The organism is Streptomyces sp. NPDC051963, from assembly GCF_044593495.1.
In the GTDB taxonomy this organism is placed as follows: domain Bacteria; phylum Actinomycetota; class Actinomycetes; order Streptomycetales; family Streptomycetaceae; genus Streptomyces.
Map to the genome: position 1 here is coordinate 610,364 of NZ_JBIUCC010000008.1, position 17,280 is coordinate 627,643.

Annotated in this window: 12 protein-coding genes; 4 read left to right on the forward strand and 8 right to left on the reverse strand. The window is 69.8% G+C overall.

The window, feature by feature from the left end; translation table 11 throughout:
• Positions 1-50: 50 nt before the first annotated feature.
• Positions 51-608 (forward strand): acyl-CoA thioesterase, encoded by a 558-nt coding sequence (locus ACIHFB_RS34240; protein ID WP_365276662.1) that lies wholly within the window; start codon positions 51-53, stop codon positions 606-608.
• Positions 609-645: 37 nt separating this feature from the next.
• Here ACIHFB_RS34240 and ACIHFB_RS34245 read toward each other — a convergent pair whose 3' ends face one another.
• Positions 646-2,004: an LCP family protein gene (locus ACIHFB_RS34245; RefSeq protein WP_365276829.1), complete on the reverse strand. Its 1,359-nt coding sequence runs from the start codon at positions 2,002-2,004 to the stop codon at positions 646-648.
• 241 nt (positions 2,005-2,245) lie between these two features.
• Here ACIHFB_RS34245 and ACIHFB_RS34250 point away from each other — a divergent pair, with 241 nt between their 5' ends.
• Entirely contained in the window at positions 2,246-3,283 is a 1,038-nt protein-coding gene (locus ACIHFB_RS34250) for a glycosyltransferase family 2 protein (protein ID WP_365276665.1), read from the forward strand.
• A 10-nt stretch (positions 3,284-3,293) separates the two neighbouring features.
• Here ACIHFB_RS34250 and ACIHFB_RS34255 read toward each other — a convergent pair whose 3' ends face one another.
• The 6 genes from ACIHFB_RS34255 to ACIHFB_RS34280 form a co-directional block, all read right to left on the reverse strand.
• Positions 3,294-4,958 (reverse strand): LCP family protein, encoded by a 1,665-nt coding sequence (locus tag ACIHFB_RS34255; RefSeq protein ID WP_400128945.1) that lies wholly within the window; start codon positions 4,956-4,958, stop codon positions 3,294-3,296.
• Between the two features lie 31 nt (positions 4,959-4,989).
• The gene (locus ACIHFB_RS34260; RefSeq protein WP_400128946.1) at positions 4,990-6,708 is read right to left on the reverse strand and encodes an LCP family protein; all 1,719 of its coding nucleotides are present in this window, start codon (positions 6,706-6,708) and stop codon (positions 4,990-4,992) included.
• A 278-nt stretch (positions 6,709-6,986) separates the two neighbouring features.
• Positions 6,987-8,546, reverse strand: coding sequence for an LCP family protein (locus tag ACIHFB_RS34265; RefSeq protein ID WP_400128947.1), 1,560 nt, complete (start codon positions 8,544-8,546; stop codon positions 6,987-6,989).
• An 82-nt stretch (positions 8,547-8,628) separates the two neighbouring features.
• Entirely contained in the window at positions 8,629-10,365 is a 1,737-nt protein-coding gene (locus ACIHFB_RS34270) for an LCP family protein (RefSeq protein WP_400128948.1), read from the reverse strand.
• A gap of 229 nt (positions 10,366-10,594) precedes the next feature.
• Entirely contained in the window at positions 10,595-11,866 is a 1,272-nt protein-coding gene (locus tag ACIHFB_RS34275) for an LCP family protein (RefSeq protein ID WP_400128949.1), read from the reverse strand.
• Positions 11,867-12,067: 201 nt separating this feature from the next.
• Positions 12,068-12,823 carry a TIGR03089 family protein gene (locus ACIHFB_RS34280; protein WP_365276680.1) on the reverse strand — a complete coding sequence of 252 codons (756 nt, stop codon included), beginning with the start codon at positions 12,821-12,823 and terminating at the stop codon, positions 12,068-12,070.
• Between the two features lie 140 nt (positions 12,824-12,963).
• Here ACIHFB_RS34280 and ACIHFB_RS34285 point away from each other — a divergent pair, with 140 nt between their 5' ends.
• Both ACIHFB_RS34285 and ACIHFB_RS34290 read left to right on the forward strand, forming a co-directional pair.
• Positions 12,964-14,355 (forward strand): peptidoglycan recognition protein, encoded by a 1,392-nt coding sequence (locus tag ACIHFB_RS34285; RefSeq protein ID WP_365276683.1) that lies wholly within the window; start codon positions 12,964-12,966, stop codon positions 14,353-14,355.
• Positions 14,356-14,539: 184 nt separating this feature from the next.
• Complete coding sequence (locus ACIHFB_RS34290) at positions 14,540-15,622, forward strand: sugar phosphate nucleotidyltransferase (RefSeq protein ID WP_400128951.1); 1,083 nt, start codon at positions 14,540-14,542, stop codon at positions 15,620-15,622.
• Between the two features lie 595 nt (positions 15,623-16,217).
• On the opposite strand, the gene ACIHFB_RS34295 is transcribed toward ACIHFB_RS34290, so the two are convergent.
• Positions 16,218-17,267, reverse strand: a complete 1,050-nt coding sequence (locus ACIHFB_RS34295; protein ID WP_400128952.1) for a DNA-3-methyladenine glycosylase family protein — start codon at positions 17,265-17,267, stop codon at positions 16,218-16,220.
• Between the last annotated feature and the right edge of the window lie 13 nt (positions 17,268-17,280).

Consider the following 17,280-nt stretch of genomic DNA (forward strand, 5'->3'; position numbering starts at 1 on the left):
CGAATCTGACACAAAGTCCGCGCATGTCGACTCGGCATAAGGTGGGGGTCATGACAGACCAGGCCAGCGCCACGGAATCCGACACCCCGGCTATTCCGGGCAAGCCCACCTCGGCCTCGCGGACCACTCTCAGCCACATCATGACCCACAACGACACCAACCTGTTGGGCACCGTGCACGGCGGTGTGATCATGAAGCTGGCCGACGACGCGGCGGGCGCGGTGGCCGGCCGGCACAGCGGCGGTCCCGCCGTCACCGCGTCCATGGACGAGATGGCTTTCCTGGAGCCGGTCCGCGTGGGCGATCTGGTCCATGTGAAGGCCCAGGTCAACTGGACCGGCCGGACGTCGATGGAGGTCGGTGTGCGGGTGCTGGCCGAGCGGTGGAACGAATCCACCCCGCCCACCCAGGTCGGCTCGGCCTATCTCGTCTTCGCCGCGGTCGACGCCGACGGCAAGCCCCGCGCGGTACCGCCGGTGATTCCCGAGACGGAGCGGGACAAGCGGCGTTACCAGGAGGCCCAGATCCGCCGCACCCACCGGCTGGCGCGACGCCGGGCGATCATGGAACTGCGGGAGCAGCGGGCGGCAGAGGGCTTCGAGGACTGATCCCGGCTGTTACGAACGCCAGGACCGGCCCCGACCGTCACGCGCACTTCGCCTCGTCCCCCCGCACCACACCGGCCTCCGTCTGATCCGGATCCTCGGCCCGCACCTTCCGTACCTCCCGGAAGTCCGCCCCGACGATCACCTTCAGCACCGGCCCCAGCCCCCTGACCGCGCGCAGCTCGCTGCCGGGCAGCGCGGCGGCCAGCGACTTCGCGGACCGGTCCCAGCGGGGGTCGTAGGAGACCACCGTCCGCTTCACGGCTTCCCGCGCCGTCACCGGCTGCCGCGTGGTGAGGAACCCGGTCGCCGCCAGCTGCCGGTCCACCTGAGTGCCGAGCCCCGACTTGGGCGACCCGTTCTCCACCTGGACGCGGATCTGCTTCGGGGCCACCTCCACGCTCACGGCCGTGCTCTTCGGACGCTCCGCGGCCAGCGGTTTGTCGTCGCGCAGGGCCTGGAAGATCCGGCCGGCCCCGACCGTGTCCCACTTCAGCGTGGAACCGACGTCCTTCACGGCGTATCCCATCTGCCCGATCGGCACCGTCGTGAACTCGGACGACGAAGGAGAGAAGTTCCGCATCGCCCGCCCGAGGCCGATCAGCTCGCCCGCGCCGAAGCCCTTGTCGGCCCGCACGGACCCGAGCACCGCCCGGGTCACGTCCCGGAACTTCATCGGGTTCAGCAGCACACCGGACGACGTGGCCCGGTCGACCATCGAGGCCATGAACCGCTGCTGCCGCTTCATCCGGCCGAGGTCGGAGGCCCCGTCGACATGCCGGGAGCGGACGAACTGGAGCGCCGCACCGCCCTTCAGCCGGTGGGTGCCGGCGGCCAGGTCGAGTCCGGTGTACGAGTCCTTCATCGGCTCGGCGAGGCAGATCTGCACACCGCCGAGCACGTCCACGGTCCTCATGAAGCTGGTGAAGTCGACCTCCAGGTAGTGGTCGATCTTCACGTGCGTCATGTGCTCGACGGTCCGCACGGTCAGCTGCGGTCCGCCCTCCGCGTACGCCGCGTTGATCTTGAGGGGGTGGCCCTGGTGCCGTTCGCCGGTGGTCGTGTCGACGTGCGGGGGAGTCTCGGCGTAGGAGTCGCGCGGCAGGCTCACCACGCTCGCCCGCTCCCGGTCCTCCGAGATGTGCACGATCATGATGGTGTCGGTGCAGTTGCAGGGGGCGCCGCCCAGCCGGTATCTGCGCCGCTCGGCCTCGCCGATCTTCTCGCGGCCGTCGGTGCCGACCAGCAGCACGTTCATGCCGTGGCCGGCCTGCGGACGGTTCTTCATGTCCTTGAAGGGGTCGACCCGGGCGATGTCGGAGTCGAGGCTGGTGATCACCGAGTGCCCGATGCCGGCGGAGGCGAGGACCACCACGGACAGCGTGGTCACCACCCGCATGGCCCAGCGGGGCTTGCTCCGCCGTACGGGCGGCTGCGGCGCGCGGGGTACCGGCTGGGGGCGGCGCTGCGTCCGGGCTTTGGACCGAGGCGGCGTGGGCAAGGAAGGAACCTCCGCTAGGGCCGTACGGCGGGCTGATCCGGGATCCGTGAGCACCGTAGGCCCATACGATCTGTGGCCCGGGGCACCGCCACGGGTGGGGCGCATCGGTGTCCCCCATTCGCGGTAACGTGAGCCCCCTATGAACGCCAAGGCCGACGTGCAGCTCCCCGCCGTGTCCGTGATCATGCCCGTCCTCAACGAGGAGCGGCATCTGCGCGGAGCCGTCCAAGCGATCCTCGCGCAGGAGTACGCCGGCGAGATGGAGGTCGTGATCGCCCTCGGTCCGTCCACGGACCGCACGGACGAGATCGCCGCCGAGCTCGTCTCCGGCGACCCGCGCGTCCACACCGTCCCGAACCCCACCGGCCGCACGCCCGCCGCCCTCAACGCCGCGATCAAGGCCTCCCGCCACCCGATCGTCGTCCGCGTCGACGGACACGGCATGCTCTCGCCGAACTACATCGCCACCGCCGTCCGGCTCCTGGAGGAGACCGGCGCGCAGAACGTCGGCGGCATCATGCACGCCGAGGGCGAGAACGACTGGGAGCACGCGGTCGCCGCCGCGATGACCTCCAGGATCGGTGTCGGCAACGCGGCCTTCCACACGGGCGGCGAGGCACAGCAGGCCGAGACCGTCTACCTCGGTGTCTTCCGGCGCGAGGCGCTGGAGCAACAGGGCGGCTACAACGAGGAGTTCATCCGCGCCCAGGACTGGGAGCTCAACTTCCGGATCCGTGAGGCGGGCGGGCTGATCTGGTTCTCGCCGGAGCTGAAGGTGTCGTACCGGCCGCGGCCGAGCGTGCGCGAGCTCGCCAAGCAGTACCGCAACTACGGCCGCTGGCGGCACGTCGTCGCCCGCTACCACGAGGGTTCCATCAACCTGCGCTACCTCGCCCCGCCGACCGCGGTGTGCGCCATCGCGGCGGGTGTGGTCGTGGGCGCGCTGGTGACGCCGTGGGGCTTGGTCGTCCCCGGCGGCTATCTCGCGGCGATCGCCCTCGGCTCCGTCCCCGCGGGCAAGGGGTTGTCGCTCAAGGCACGGCTCCAGATCCCGGTCGCGCTCGCCACCATGCACATGTCGTGGGGCTGGGGCTTTCTGACCAGTCCCCGCTCGCTGGCCCGCAAGGTGATCGCCAGCCGGCGCCCCGCGGTGCGGGTGGACGCCGGCCGGAGCTGATCAGCGGTCGTCACCAGGTGAACCCCGGGTTCACGTGCATACAGGCCTCGTCGTCCGCGCCGTTGAGGGCCTCCGCGGACTCCGGGGTGGTGTCGTCGGTCTTCGGCGCCTTGTACGTCGTACCCTCGCGCCAGTCCGCGCCCACGACGAGCGTGACACCGGAGACGCCCGTCGACTGCTCGACCGAACTCAGCGGAATTCCGAGGGACTTGGCGACGGCCTGGGCGTCGCCCTTGAGGCCGGCGCTCGGGTAGCGGACGAGCGTCGTGTCCGAGCTGTCCGAGGTGCCCGGGTCGGCGATCGCCTGGTCGAAGCCCTTCCCGACGAGCAGGTTGGTGACGGCCTTCGCGCGGCCGTTCACCGCGGCCAGGGTGTCGGTACCGGTGCCGTTCTGGACCAGGACAGCGATGTCGGAGTCGGCGGCCGCCGGGTCGTCGGACGACGCCTTCTCGGCCTCGGCGGCCTTCTCCTCGGGCGTCTTCTTCGCGTCCTTGCCGTCCAGCGCGATGTCCTCGCGCACCAGCCGGAAGAGCTGCTCGGCGTCCTCCGTCGGCTCCACGCGCGCGCCCACCAGGCGGTTGGGCATCGTGGTCATCGTGATGCGCTTCGGCTCCACCTTGCGCAGTTGGTTGCTGAGGTCGTAGAGCGCCTTGACGGTGCCCAGACCCGGGTCGACCGTGATCGCCGCGGTGGCCCGCTCGGCAAGCCGGCGCAGCTTGTTCGGGTTGCTGAGCGTGGCGTTCTCGCGCAGCACCCGGACCATCGAGTTCATGTACATGTGCTGGGCCTTGGCACGGGCGAGGTCGCTGCCGTCCTCGAAGCCGTAGCGCGTGCGCAGCCACTGGAGGGCCTGCTCGCCCTGCACCGGATGCGTGCCCTCCTTCAGCTTCAGACCGGAGCCATGGCCCTGGCTGTCCTTCGAGTAGATGTTGGCGTCCACGCACACCGGGACGCCGCCGATGGCGTCCGCCATCGACACCACGCCGGCGAAGTCGACCATCATGAAGTGGTCGATATGGATGCCGGTGAGCTCCTGCCAGGTGGCCACCGTGCAGCCGGGACCGCCGTGACCGAGGCTCTGGTTGGTCATCACCCGGCCGTCGCTCGCCTCGTAGGTCTCGCCGTCGTCGGGGTCGGTGCACTTCGGGATCTGGACGAGGGTGTCGCGCGGCATGCTGACGACCGACATGTTGCTGCGGTCGGCCGACAGGTGCACCAGCATCTGCACATCGGCCAGCGGGGTGCCGCCGAAGGTCTCGCGGGCGCCGCCGAGTTTCTGGTTCTCCTCGGTGTCCCGGGCGTCGGAGCCGATGATCAGGATGTTCAGCGGGGTCTGGCCCGCGGAGTTCGGCGTCGGCTCGGCGACCTTGCTGTCGCCCAGGTTCAGCTCGTCCTGCTTGATGTTGCCGTTCAGATGGCGGTAGTAGAGGTATCCGGCGCCGGACACGCCCAGTATCAGGACGGCGAGGGTCACCGCCGACCACCGCAGCATGCGGCGCCCCCGGCGCGGCGGGCGGGTGCCGTGCCGGACGTCACCTTCCGCGTCCCGCCCGCCGTCCCCCTCGGCGGCCGGTACGGCCTCTCGAACACTGTTCTGCGTCAACTCCGAGCCCTCCCCACCCCTTGCGCCCACAACCGGCGCCACACACAGGCCCGCCGTATGTCCTGGAGACATACGACGGGCCCGTGAGGTTGCCCCTAACGCCTCAACTGGCGCACTGGACCTTGTCGGCCGTGGACTTCTCCACGTCCGGCGTCGCCGCCGAGGCGGAGTTGAGCTTCACGCCCGCGCCCTTGAAGTCCTTGCCCAGCGTGAGTGTCATCGTCGGCAGGCCCTGGGAGTTGTCCACGCTCTTGCCGGGCTTCATCGCGGACCCCGACAGGCCCATGATGTCGGCCAGCCGACGGGCCTGGTCGGCCTGGTCGGGAGCGTACTCCAGCGTCGTTTTCGCCAGTGTTGCCTCGGCGTTGCCGGCGTTTTCCGACTTGGACACGCCCGCCTCGGTCTGCAGGTAGGCCAGCTCCGCCTGTGCACTGCCGGCGGCGGCACCGCCGTTGAGGATGCGCACCCGCACCTCGGAGGCGTCGGACTTGGTGCCCTTCAGCCGGGCGGCGACCGCGGCGGCCTCCTTCTTCTGCTCCGCCTTGACCTCGGTGAACGAGATGTCGTTCTGGATCATGTCGAAGACCTGGGGCGCCCTCGTCTCGTCGACCACCACCGTCACCTTGACCTCCTCGGCGGGGTTGTCCACCACCGGGATCGTCGCGAAGGTGATGTTCTTCGTCGGCACCTTCTTCAGCTCCAGGCCGATGTCCTTGAGCGTGCCGACCTTGCCGATCGCACTGTCCACGGTCAGCGCCTCGGTGGCGGCCTCGGCCAGCTTCAGCAGCTTGGCGGGGTTGGTGAGGGTGTCCCCGGAGGCCATCTTGCGCATCAGCGAGCCCAGGAACTGCTGCTGCACCTTGATGCGGTCGAGGTCGCCGCTGTTGCCGAAGGCCTTCCGGGTGCGGAGGAAGGCGAGGGCCTGCTCGCCCTCGACCGTCGACTCGCCCGCGGGCAGCACCAGCTTCGACTGCTTGTCGTTGACCGCGTTCTCCACACAGACGTCGACGCCCTCCACGGCCGTGGTCAGCGTCTTCACCGCATTGAAGTCGGCCATCATGAAGTGGTCCGGCGAGATGCCGGTGGCCGCCTTCACGGTGCGCATGGTGCAGCCCGGGTCCCGGCCGTTCTCGCCGAGGCTCCGGTTGAAGCGGGCGCCTGCAAGACCCGCGATGGTCTTCTCGGTGCCGTCCTCCTGCTTCGTCGGACAGTCCGGGATGTCGACGATCAGGTCGCGCGGGATGCTGAGCGCGGTCGCGTTCGAACGGTCCTTGGAGACGTGCAGCAGGATCGTGGTGTCGGCGTGTCCGACGCTGCCGGTGTCGCCGTAGCTCTCGTTGCCCTCACCGGTCCGCTTGTCGGTGCCGATGATGAGGATGTTGAAGGCCTCGTCCTTGCTGAAGCTGCTGGCGCCCGCGTCGCCGACGTCCGTCGTCGAGACGTTGCCTTCCAGGTGCTTGAGGTAGACGTAGCCGCCTCCCGCCAGGGCGATGAGGACGAAGGCCATGGTGCCGCCGGTCCACAGCACGGCCTTCTTCGCCTTCGACTTCTGCTGCTTCGCCGGCCGTCGCCCACGCCGCCCGGGCGGCGGCTCCTCGGGCGGGACCCCGCGGCGCCTGCGCTGCGGCGGGATCTCGGGGGTCTTCGTACGGCCCACGGGAGCGCCCGCTCCCGTGTCGGCCGCCGGCTTACGGGGTCGTGGAACCGATGACTGCGGAGCGGAAGGGCCCAGTCGCAGCTCGTATTCGCCTGTGTTCGGATTGAGTACCCACTGGTCTGCGGGATCGATGTCGTCCCCCCGCCCACGGCCTTGCGCGTCCACGGTTGTCCGAAACCTCCGTCAGGGCCACGCGGCGCCCTCCCCCCGGAAAGCGCACGGGTGTTGGTCAACACAGTGCTCGATCCCAGGACAGATTGTGTGGCCGGGGATCACTGAATCGCTCACACTATCCGCCCAGTTGGGCATTGAGTGACGCAGTGACAAACTCCACGACCCCACAAGCGGTCAATCCACCCCATTTCTGTGAAAGCAGGTTCGCTGTCCTGGTGTGCGGGTTCCCCTTGTGACGTGAGTACGTACGTGATGCGCCCCGCGTTCGACTACCAGCGGTAGGGCGCGTACACGTCCATGCACTGCTTGGTGTCCGAGCCGTTGATTTCGTCGGAGTTGCCCGGCAGGTCCCCGGCCTCGGGCGTCGACTCCTTCGGGTACGCCGTGCCCGTGCGCCAGTCGGCGCCCACGAGGACGGTGACGCCGGAGACGTCGGTCGACTTCTTCACCGAACTCAGCGGAATCCCCAGGGACTTGGCGACGGACTGGGCGTCGCCCGCCAGCTCGGCGCTCGGATAGCGCACGATGGTCCGCTCCTCGGAGAGCACGGCCGAGACGTCCGCCGTGGCCCTGGTGAAGCCCTCGTCCACCAGGGTCTGGGCGACCGAGCCGGCCCGGCCGCCGACCGGGGCGAGGGTGGAGGATCGGGTGGCGTTCTGCACCAGGACGCCGATCTCGTCCTTGTCCGCGGCCGGGTCTGCGGAGGCCTGCTCCTTGCTCGCCGGCTTCTTCTCCTCGGCCTTCGTGCCCTTGTCGTCGAAGGGCACGTCGTCGCGGAGCATCGTCCAGATCTTCTCGGCGTTCGCTCCGTCCGGGAGCAGGTGGTTGCTGTCCTGGTCGTCCTCGACGGTCGGCATCGTCGTCATGGTGATGCGGTCGGTCGGCACCGTCTTGAGCTGGGTGCCCAGGTCGTAGAGCTTCTTGACCGTGCCGATCTCCTCGGAGACCTTCAGGGACTTGGTGGCGGCCTCGGCCAGGTTCATCAGCCGGCCGGTGTCGGTGAAGACGTTCTGCTGCTTGAGCGTGCGGATCATCGAGTTCATGTACATGTGCTGGGCCCGGGCCCGCAGTGGGTCACTGCCCCAGGCATGCCGGGTGCGCAGCCACTGGAGCGCCTGCTTGCCCTCGACCTTCTTGCGGCCGGCCGTCAGCTTCAGACCGGAGCCGCCGGGCACGCCCGGCAGCGGGCGGTCCCACACGTTCTGCTTCACGCAGACCTCGACGCCGCCGATGGCGTCCGCCATGCTCACCACGCCCGCGAAGTCGATGGTCATCCAGTGGTCGATGTAGACCCCGGTGAGGTTCTGCCAGGTGGCCAGCGTGCAGCCGGCCCCGCCCCGGGCCAGTGACTCGTTGATGATCGTGTTGGTGGGCGGATACGTCCTGCCGGTGTCGGGGTCCTTGCACTCGGGGATGTCGACCCGGGTGTCCCGCGGAATGCTCACCACCGCCGCGCTTCTGCGGTCCGCGGACAGATGGATGAGCATCTGCACATCGCCCAGCGGCGGGTTGCCGCGGGTGTCCCTGCTGCCGCCCAGCGCCACGTTCTCGTCGGAGTTACGGCTGTCGGAGCCGATCAGCAGGATGTTCATGGGCGTCTGCCCGGCCGCGTTCGCATCGGCCCTGCGCACCTTGGAGTCGCCGCTGGCGCGCTCGCCCTTCTCGATGTTGCCGTTCAGGTGCTGGTAGTAGAGGTATCCGGCGCCGGCCGTCCCCAGTATTAGAACCGACAGCGTCGTCGCGGACCATCTGAGCACCCGGTGCTTGCGTTTGGGACGCCGCCGGTGCGCGCGTGGCGTCTCCTCCTTCTGTACGTCGCTGAGCGTCATCCGGTGTTTCCCCCACCCTTGCGCCAATGGAACGGGCCTGTCCTACGCCCTGTGAGACGTAAGACAGGCCCGTGAGGTCACCTCACTTGGCGCATTCGACCTTGTCGGCCGTGGATTTCTGCACGCCCTCCGGCGTCGATCCCGAGGCGGAGTTGAGCTTGACGCCCGCTCCCTTGAAGTCCTTGCCCAGGGTGAGGGTCATCGTCGGCAGGCCCTGGGAGTTCTCCACGCTCTTGCCCGGCTTCATCGCCGAACCGGACAGGCCCATGATGTCGGCGAGCCTGCGGGCCTGGTCGGCCTGGTCGGGGGCGTACTCGAGCGTCGTCTTGGCCAGCGTGGCGTCGGCGTTACCGGCGTTCTCCGACTTCAGCACGCCCGCCTCGTTCTGGAGGTACTCCAGCTCCGCCTGTGCGCTGCCGGCCTCGGCGCCGCCGTTGAGGACCTGCACCCGCACCTCGGAGGCGTCGGACTTGGTGCCCTTCAGCCGGGCGGCCACGGCGGCCGCCTCCTTCTTCTGCTGCGCCTTGACCGCGGTGAACGACACATCGTTCTTGATCATGTCGAAGACCTCGGGGGCCGTCGTGTCGTTGACGACGACCGTCGCCTTCACCTTCTCCGCCGGGTTGTCGATCACCGGCACCGTGGTGAAGGTCAGGTTCTTGGTGTTGAGCTTGCCCAGCTCCAGACCGAGGTCCTTCAACTTCCCGATGCTGTCCAGCTTGGAGTCGACGGTCAGCGCCTTGGTGCCCGCCTCGGCCAGCTTGATCATCTTCGACGGGTTGGTGAGCGTGTCGTTGGACTTCAGCTTGCGCATCAGCGAGCTCAGGAACTGCTGTTGCAGTTCGATCCGGCTCAGATCGCCGCCGAAGCCCACCGAGTGCCGGGTGCGCAGGAAGGCGAGCGCCTCCTCGCCCTCGATCGTGTGCGTGCCCTTGGACAGCTTGAGCTTGGAGTCCGGGTCGTCGATGTCCTTGGCCAGACACACCTCTACGCCGCCCACCGCCGACGTCAGCGTCTTGACCGCGTTGAAGTCGGCGACCATGAAGTTGTCGGGCGTGATCCCGGTCAGCTCGGTGACCGTCCGCATCGTGCAGCTGGGCGTACGTTCGTCCTGGCCCAGGCTGGTGTTGAAGCGGACGCCCTCGGTGCCGGGGATCGTCTGGCTGGTGCCGTCCGCCTGTGTGGTCGGGCAGTCCGGGACGTCGACGATCAGGTCGCGCGGGATGCTGAGCGCGGTCGCGTTCGAGCGGTCCTTGGAGACGTGCAGCAGGATCGTGGTGTCGGCGTGTCCGACGCTGCCGGAGTCGCCGTAGCTCTCGTTGCCCTCACCGGTCCGCTTGTCGGTGCCGATCAGCAGGATGTTGATCGCCTTGTCCTTGCTGAAGCCGCCGGTGCTCGCGCCGTCGTCGGACACGGCGGTGATGTTGTCGTTGAGGTGCCGGATGTAGAGGTACCCGGCGCCCGCGGCGGCCAGCACCACGAACGCCATGGTGCCGCCGGTCCACATCAGGACCTTCTTCGCCTTCGACTTCTGCTGCTTCGCCGGCCGCCGCCCACGCCGACCGGGCAGCGGCTCCTCGGGCGGCGCCCCGCGGCGCCTGCGCTGCGGCGGGACCGTACGGCCGGGGGCCTGGGGGGACGCCGTACGGCTTCGCGGAGCACCCGCTCCCGCGCCCGGGGCAGGCCTGCGGGGCCGGGGAACCGCCGACTGCGGTGCGGAAGGGGTCAGTCGCAGTTCGTATTCGCCAGTGTTCGGATTGAGTACCCACTGGTCTGCGGGGTCGATGTTGTCCGCCCGCCCTCGGCCTTGCGCGTCCACGGTCGTCCGAATCCTCCGTCGGGGCGCGGCGCCCCACCCCCAAAGGCGCCCGGGTCTCTTACCGGCAGTGCGCGCGACCCCGGGACTTCATCTCGTGGTCGGGCGCACCGAAGCGCTCACACTAACCGCCCGCGTCAGCGTCGAGCGACGGCGGTGACACATTCCACGCCCCTACAACTGGGCAATCCGCCCATTTCTTTGAAAGCTGTTGGTGGGCTTTGCGTTGGCTTTATTCGCAGGTGTCCTCGTCGGCCGTGGTCCCGCTGAACGTGGGTGCGGGTGAATCCGCGGCGACGGGCCCATCGGGCCGCCGCGCTTCGGACTTTCCGTCGTCCGGCCCATACGCGGAGTAGTCGTCGTCGGCGTCGGCGGGGCCCTTTTCGGCGGAATCCCGCGGAACTTCCCCGGCGATCACCACCGGTGAGTCCGTGCGCAGCCGCTCGAACAGCTTTTCCGCCTCGGGCTCCACCAACTGGTCTCGATTGGCGTTGTAGATGTACGACTCCCGCGGAACGGTCAGGAATTGCACATGTTCGGTGGGGATGTCGCGCACGCCACGAGCGAGTTCGTACAAACCGCGCAGGCTGGCCAGTCCCGGGTCCGTGGTGAGCGACGACGTGGCGGCGTCCAGCACGGGATAGAGCTTCACCGGATTCAGCAGTACGTCATTGCTCTGCACCTTGTGGACGAGCGCGCCGAGAAAGCGCTGCTGACGGTTCATCCGGTCGGTGTCGCTGCCGTCGCCGAGCGTCTTTCGGGCGCGGACGTACCCGAGTGCCTGCTCACCGTCGAGCGTCACCTTGCCGGCGGGCAGCCGCAGTTTTGCGTCCTTGTCGCGGATGGGTTCCTTCAGACAGATCTCCACCCCGTCGACGGCGTCGACCATCTCCTTGAACCCGTTGAAGTCGACGACCATGTGATGGTCGATCCGAATGCCGGTCAGTTTCTCCACGGTTCGGATGGAGCAGGCCGAACCACCGGTCTGGAAAGCGTAGTTGAACATCGCGAACATGGGCTCTGTCCGGCTGCCGTCCCGCCGCAGACAGGCGGGCACGTCCACCATCAGATCGCGGGGCAGCGAGACGGCGGTGGCGCTGCGCCGCCCGGCGGACAGATGCAGCAGGATGGTGGTGTCGGACCGCTCGGTCCCGGAGTCCTTGCCGTACCGCGAGTTCCCGTCCCCGGCCCGTGAGTCGGACCCGATGACCAGCAGGTTCATCGCACCCTTGACGAGGGCGGTGGGCCGCTCCTTCTCGTATCGCGCGAGTTCGGCCGCGGCCGCCTTGTCCGAGGTGATGTTCCCGTCGAGCTTGGCGTAGAGGGCCCACACCCCTCCGCCGGCGGCCAGTACCACCACTCCGACTCCGAGAGCGGTGCCGCGCACCCAACGCCGCCGACGCCGCCGTATCAGCCCACTCCCGGTTGCCGACGCCCCACCCGCCGGCCCGCGGGCCGGGGAGGGCGTACCTACGCTGTCGCTCACGTCTGGTCCACCCCTCATGGCGTACGAGCGCCTGCGAACGTGTCGTGCGGCTGCTCCTACGACCATCGCGTGGATGGGGGGCCGGGGGCGGGTTGGGGTGGGCCGAATGGGGGACAGGGGGCAGGGGGGAGGGGGCGTGGTCCGCTTGTCTCGTGGGCAGGGGTGGCAGGGCCGCGGTCCGCCTGACTCGCGGACAGAGGCTGCGGGACCGCCGTCCGGCTACCTCGCCGTCGTCGTGACCCGCTCGCTGTCGATCCGCTTGGCCAGGGCCTCCTCGCCCAGTTCGCTCAGATGGCGACAGAGCACCACGGAGCCGCCGGTGGCCAGTGGCCCGTACAGCCCGGCGTTCAGCCCGCCCCAGGTGTCGTACGGCAGCCCGGACAGGATCCGGGACGCCGGCCCCGTCAGCCCGAGCACCGTCGCCTCGTCCCGGGCCCGCTCGACCACCTCGGCCCCGCTGAACTCCCGCCCGGCCACGATCAACGCCGGCTCCTCCGGATCGACCGGCGCGAACGGCACGAACCGGTCGCCCTGCCCCGGCACCTCGACGGCGTAGTCGACGAAACCCTCGGGCTGCTGCGGGAAACGACCGCCGAGCGGCCGCAACGCCAGCGCGACCCGCGCCCCGGAACACGCCCGCGCCGCGTCCAGCGCGTCCGGCCCGCTGACGACCGCGTCGGCCGCCCCCGGATCGCCCCCCACGTCCGCGATCACGCCCACCGACGAACACGCCAGCAGCCACGCCGCCGTCTGCCAGTGCGCGGGCAGCAGCAGGGCGACCCGGTCACCGGGCTCCACGGACAACTCGCTCTGGAGCAGATTCGCGGTCTTGGCCACCCAATTGGCGAAGGTGGCCACGGACAATTCGACCCGTTCCCCCGTGGCGTCGTCGTAGAAGGTCACCAGGGGGCGTCCGGGATCCGCGGCGAGCGCGGAACGCAGCAGGTCGGCAGGGGTGCGATCGGTGGCGTTCACCCGCGCAAGCGTACGCGCGGACACGGGCGCCGACCCAACGCCCGGCCCATCCCCGCACCACCGATTCGGCCCAACGTCAGCCGACGGTCCGTCAGTTCCCCGATGGACAGATATGAATACATATGTCCAACATCAGGAGCATGCGTGGATTCCTTGCTTCCTCGATCGGCGTCACCTGTGCGGCCGCCCTCGCCCTTCCGCTGACCCCGCCCGCAGGCGCGGCGGCAGCGGGACCGGCGTCGAGCACGAAGGCGGCCAGGACCGTCGCCCGGGCGGCCGAACCGGACGTCCCCGGCAGCACCCAGTCCCTCCCCCTCGTCCCCCTCGACGGCAACCGCACCCTCGACCCCACCTCCGAACAGGGCCTGCCCCGCCGTGACGTACGGCGCTTCTCCCTCGTCGGCGTCGTCTGGGACACCCCGGACACCGCACTCCACGGCCGCGTCCAGGTCCGTACGAGAGAAACCGGTACCGGCACCTGGTCCGACTGGCAGGACATCGAGACGCACAACGGCGAGCACGCCCCCGACCCGGACACGGCCGAGGCCGCCGGGGGCCGCGTCCACGGAGCCACCGCCCCACTGTGGGTGGGGGACTCCGACGGAGTGGAGGTGCGCGTCAGCCCGGAGGCGCACCCCGGCGAACCCGACCGGGCCGGCGACGCGGCCACGGGGCTCCCCCCGGGCCTGCGCCTCGAACTCGTCGACCCGGGCCAGGAAGCGGCGCAGGAGGACGGACGCGCCGTCTCGCCGGCCACCCGCGGCACCACCGCTCGGGACGACGCGGACACGACGACTGACGACGCCAACGCCGACCTCGCACCCCTCGGCGCCACCGAGATCCCGGCACTCAGCCGCCAGGAGACCGTGCGGGAAATGCAGGCGTCGCACGCCTCCGAGCTGACGGACGAGCAGCGGGCGAAGCCGTACATCGGCCCGCGTCCGCGCATCGTCACGCGGCGCGGCTGGGGTGCGAGCGAGAAGCTGCGCGACAAGAAGGTCGTCTACACGAAGAAGGTGAAGGTGGCCTTCGTGCACCACACCGGGACCGGCAACAAGTACCGGTGCTCGCAAGCCTCCTCCGTCATCCGCGGTATCTACCGCTACCACGTCAAGAGCATGGGCTGGCGCGACCTCGGCTACAACTTCCTCGTCGACAAGTGCGGAAAGATTTACGAGGGCCGTGCCGGGGGAGTCGCGAAGGCGGTCCTCGGCGCCCACACCCTCGGGTTCAACACGAACAGCATGGGCATCGCCGTCCTCGGCACTTTCGGCTCCGCCAAGCCGCCCGCCGCCTCGGTGAAGGCGATCGCCCGGCTCTCCGCCTGGAAGCTCGGCCTGTACGGCGCGAATCCGCGCGGCAAGACATACCTGAAGTCGGGCGGTGGCAATCTCTACCGAAAGGGAAAGAACGTTCGGCTGAACGTGATCTCCGGCCACCGGGACGGCTTCGACACGGCGTGCCCGGGACGGCAGCTCTACCGAAAGCTCGGCTCCGCCCGCACGACGGCGGCCCGCTACCAGGGCCGCTGAACAAGCCGAACCAAGCCGAACCAAGCTGAACCAAAGCGCATGGCTGAACCAAAGCGCATGAATGAAACGTCTGTGAACAGGGGACGGAACGCCGCACGGCCGTCGCAGGCGTGCCGAGAGGTCTGCATACACTGGCCGGTCGAAAGACAGTTCGGCCGGTCCCGGCAGGAAGCAGAGACGACAGGTGACAGAAGCGATCCTCCTGGTCGGCGGCAAGGGCACCCGGCTGCGTCCGCTCACCGTGCACACGCCCAAGCCCATGGTCCGTGCGGCCGGGGTGCCCTTCCTCACACACCAGCTGGCGAGAGCGAGAGCGGCGGGTGTCGACCACATCGTGCTCGCGACGAGTTACCTGGCCGAGGTCTTCGAGCCGCACTTCGGTGACGGCTCGTCCCTCGGCCTTCGTCTGGAGTACGTCACCGAGGAGGAACCGCTCGGCACGGGCGGCGCGATACGCAACGTGGCGAGCCGTCTCCACTCCGGCCCGGACGACCCGGTCCTGATCTTCAACGGCGACATCCTGACCGGCCTGGACATCAGGGCGCTGGTGGAGACCCACGAGACGACCGGCGCGGACGTCTCGCTCCACCTCACGAAGGTGACCGACCCGCGCGCCTACGGCCTGGTCCCCACGGACGAGACGGGCAGAGTCCTGGCCTTCCTGGAGAAGCCGCAGTCGCCGGAGGAGATAGTCACCGACCAGATCAACGCAGGTGCCTACGTCTTCCGCCGCTCACTCATCGACACGATCCCGCAGGGCCGCCCGGTCTCGGTGGAACGCGAGACGTTCCCCGACCTCCTCTCGGCCGGGGCCCACCTCCAGGGCATGGTGGACTCGACCTACTGGCTGGACCTGGGCACGCCCGCGGCCTTCGTCCGCGGCTCGGCGGACCTGGTCCTCGGCCGAGCCCCCTCCCCGGCCGTCCCCGGCCGCTGCGGCGACCGCCTGATCCTGCCGACGGCGCGCGTCGCCCCGGACGCCAAACTGACCGGCGGCACGGTCGTCGGCGAGGGCGCCTACGTCGCCGAAGGCGCCCGGGTCTCCGGCACGACCATCCTCCCCGGCGCCGTCATCGAACCCGGCGCCGTGATCACCGACTCCCTCATCGGCACCCACGCCCGCGTCGGCGAACGCTCCATCCTCACCGGCACCGTCATAGGCGACGGCGCCATCATCGGCGCCGACAACGAACTCTCCGACGGCGCCCGAGTCTGGTGCGACGCCCAAATCCCAGCAGGCGCGCTCCGCTTCTCCTCAGACCAGTAACCACCCCGCCCCCCCGCCACTGTCCGGCACTCGAGAACAAGCCAAGCGATCCCAAGCCCCCACCCACTGGTTGGGGGCCGACCTCCCCATACCGGTCCGGGTATCTCATCCGATCTGGCGTGTGAGCACGGGGGACGCCACCCCGATCCCCACCGACCCACCGGCGGCTCCCCCTCACGCCGGCCCGGCACAACTCAGCCCGTCCGGCGTTTGAGGACGAGGGACGTCATCCCAAGCCCCCATCCACCCACCGGCGGCTCCCCCTCGCACCGGCCCCGCACAATTCAGCCTGTCCGGCGTTTGAGGACGAGGGACGTCATCCCAGGCCGCCATCCACCCACCGGTGGCTTCCCCTCGCACCGGCCCCGCACAATTCAGCCTGTCCGGCGTTTGAGGACGAGGGACGTCATCCCAGGCCGCCACCCACCCACCGGCGGCTCCCCCTCACGCCGGCCCGCACAATTCAGCCCGTCCGGCGTTTGAGGACAAGGCCGTTCAGGCCGATGGCGGGGGGCCGGGGGCGCAGCCCCCGGGATGGGACGGGTAAGGGCGGCGGGGGCGAGAAACCGCGACGGTCACGTCGACGCCGGGGACGTCACAACCGCCCGATGTCCCCCCGCGGCATCCGCGGAGCCCTCCGCGGCGGCGTCCGCCCGCTCAACAGAATCAACCGAGCCGCCCGATGCCGCTGCCCGGCATACGGCTCCAACAACTCCAGCATCACGGAGTCATCCGCATCCCGATCCCCGGCCAGCGCCCACCCCACGATCCCCGGCAGATGCAGATCCCCGACCGTCACCGCATCCGCCGCCCCATGACTCCGCTGCACGGTCTCCGCCGACGTCCACGGCCCCACTCCCGACACCACCTCCAACCGAGCCTGCGCCGCAGCAGGCGCCATCCCCACTGCCTCCTCCAGCCGCGCAGCAACCCGCACACACCGCAGAATCGTCGACGCCCGCTTGTTGTCGACCCCGGCCCGATGCCACTCCCACGACGGAATCAGCGCCCACGTCCGCGCCGCGGGCATCACCCACATCCGCCCGCCGGCCGACCCAGGCCCAGACCCAGACCCAGAACCAGCTGCAGGCCCTGGCCCCGGCGCCGGCTCCCCGAACTTCCGCACCAGAATCCGCCACGCCCGATACGCCTCATCGGTCGTGACCTTCTGCTCCAGAATCGACGGAATCAACGACTCCAGCACCAGCCCGGTCCGCGTCAGCCGCAACCCCGGCCGCCGATGCCGCGCCATCGCCACCAGCCGATGCCGCGGCTCGAAGACGGACGGATCGTCGGCGCCCCCGAGCAGCTCGGGCAGCCGCTCCAGCAGCCACTCACCCCCCGGCCCCCAAGCCTCCCCGCACACCTCACCGCCGCGCACGGCGACCCGTAGCGTCCCGGGTCCGACCGGCGTACGGGTGGCCCGCCACACGGACCCGTCCGGCGCCGCCCGGAACGTCGGATCCCCCGGCCCCCGCCGCAACGGCCCCAGCACCAGCCCGAGATCGAGCGGCCCGTCCGGCACCCACCTCCGCACCCGCGCGGGCACCGGCGCCTGCCGCGGCACACTCGCGGCCCCGGGCACGGAGACATGCCCACCGCGCACGGTCGTACGGGTCGACCGGGGAGCGAAACGTCCTGCCACGGATGAGGTCCTA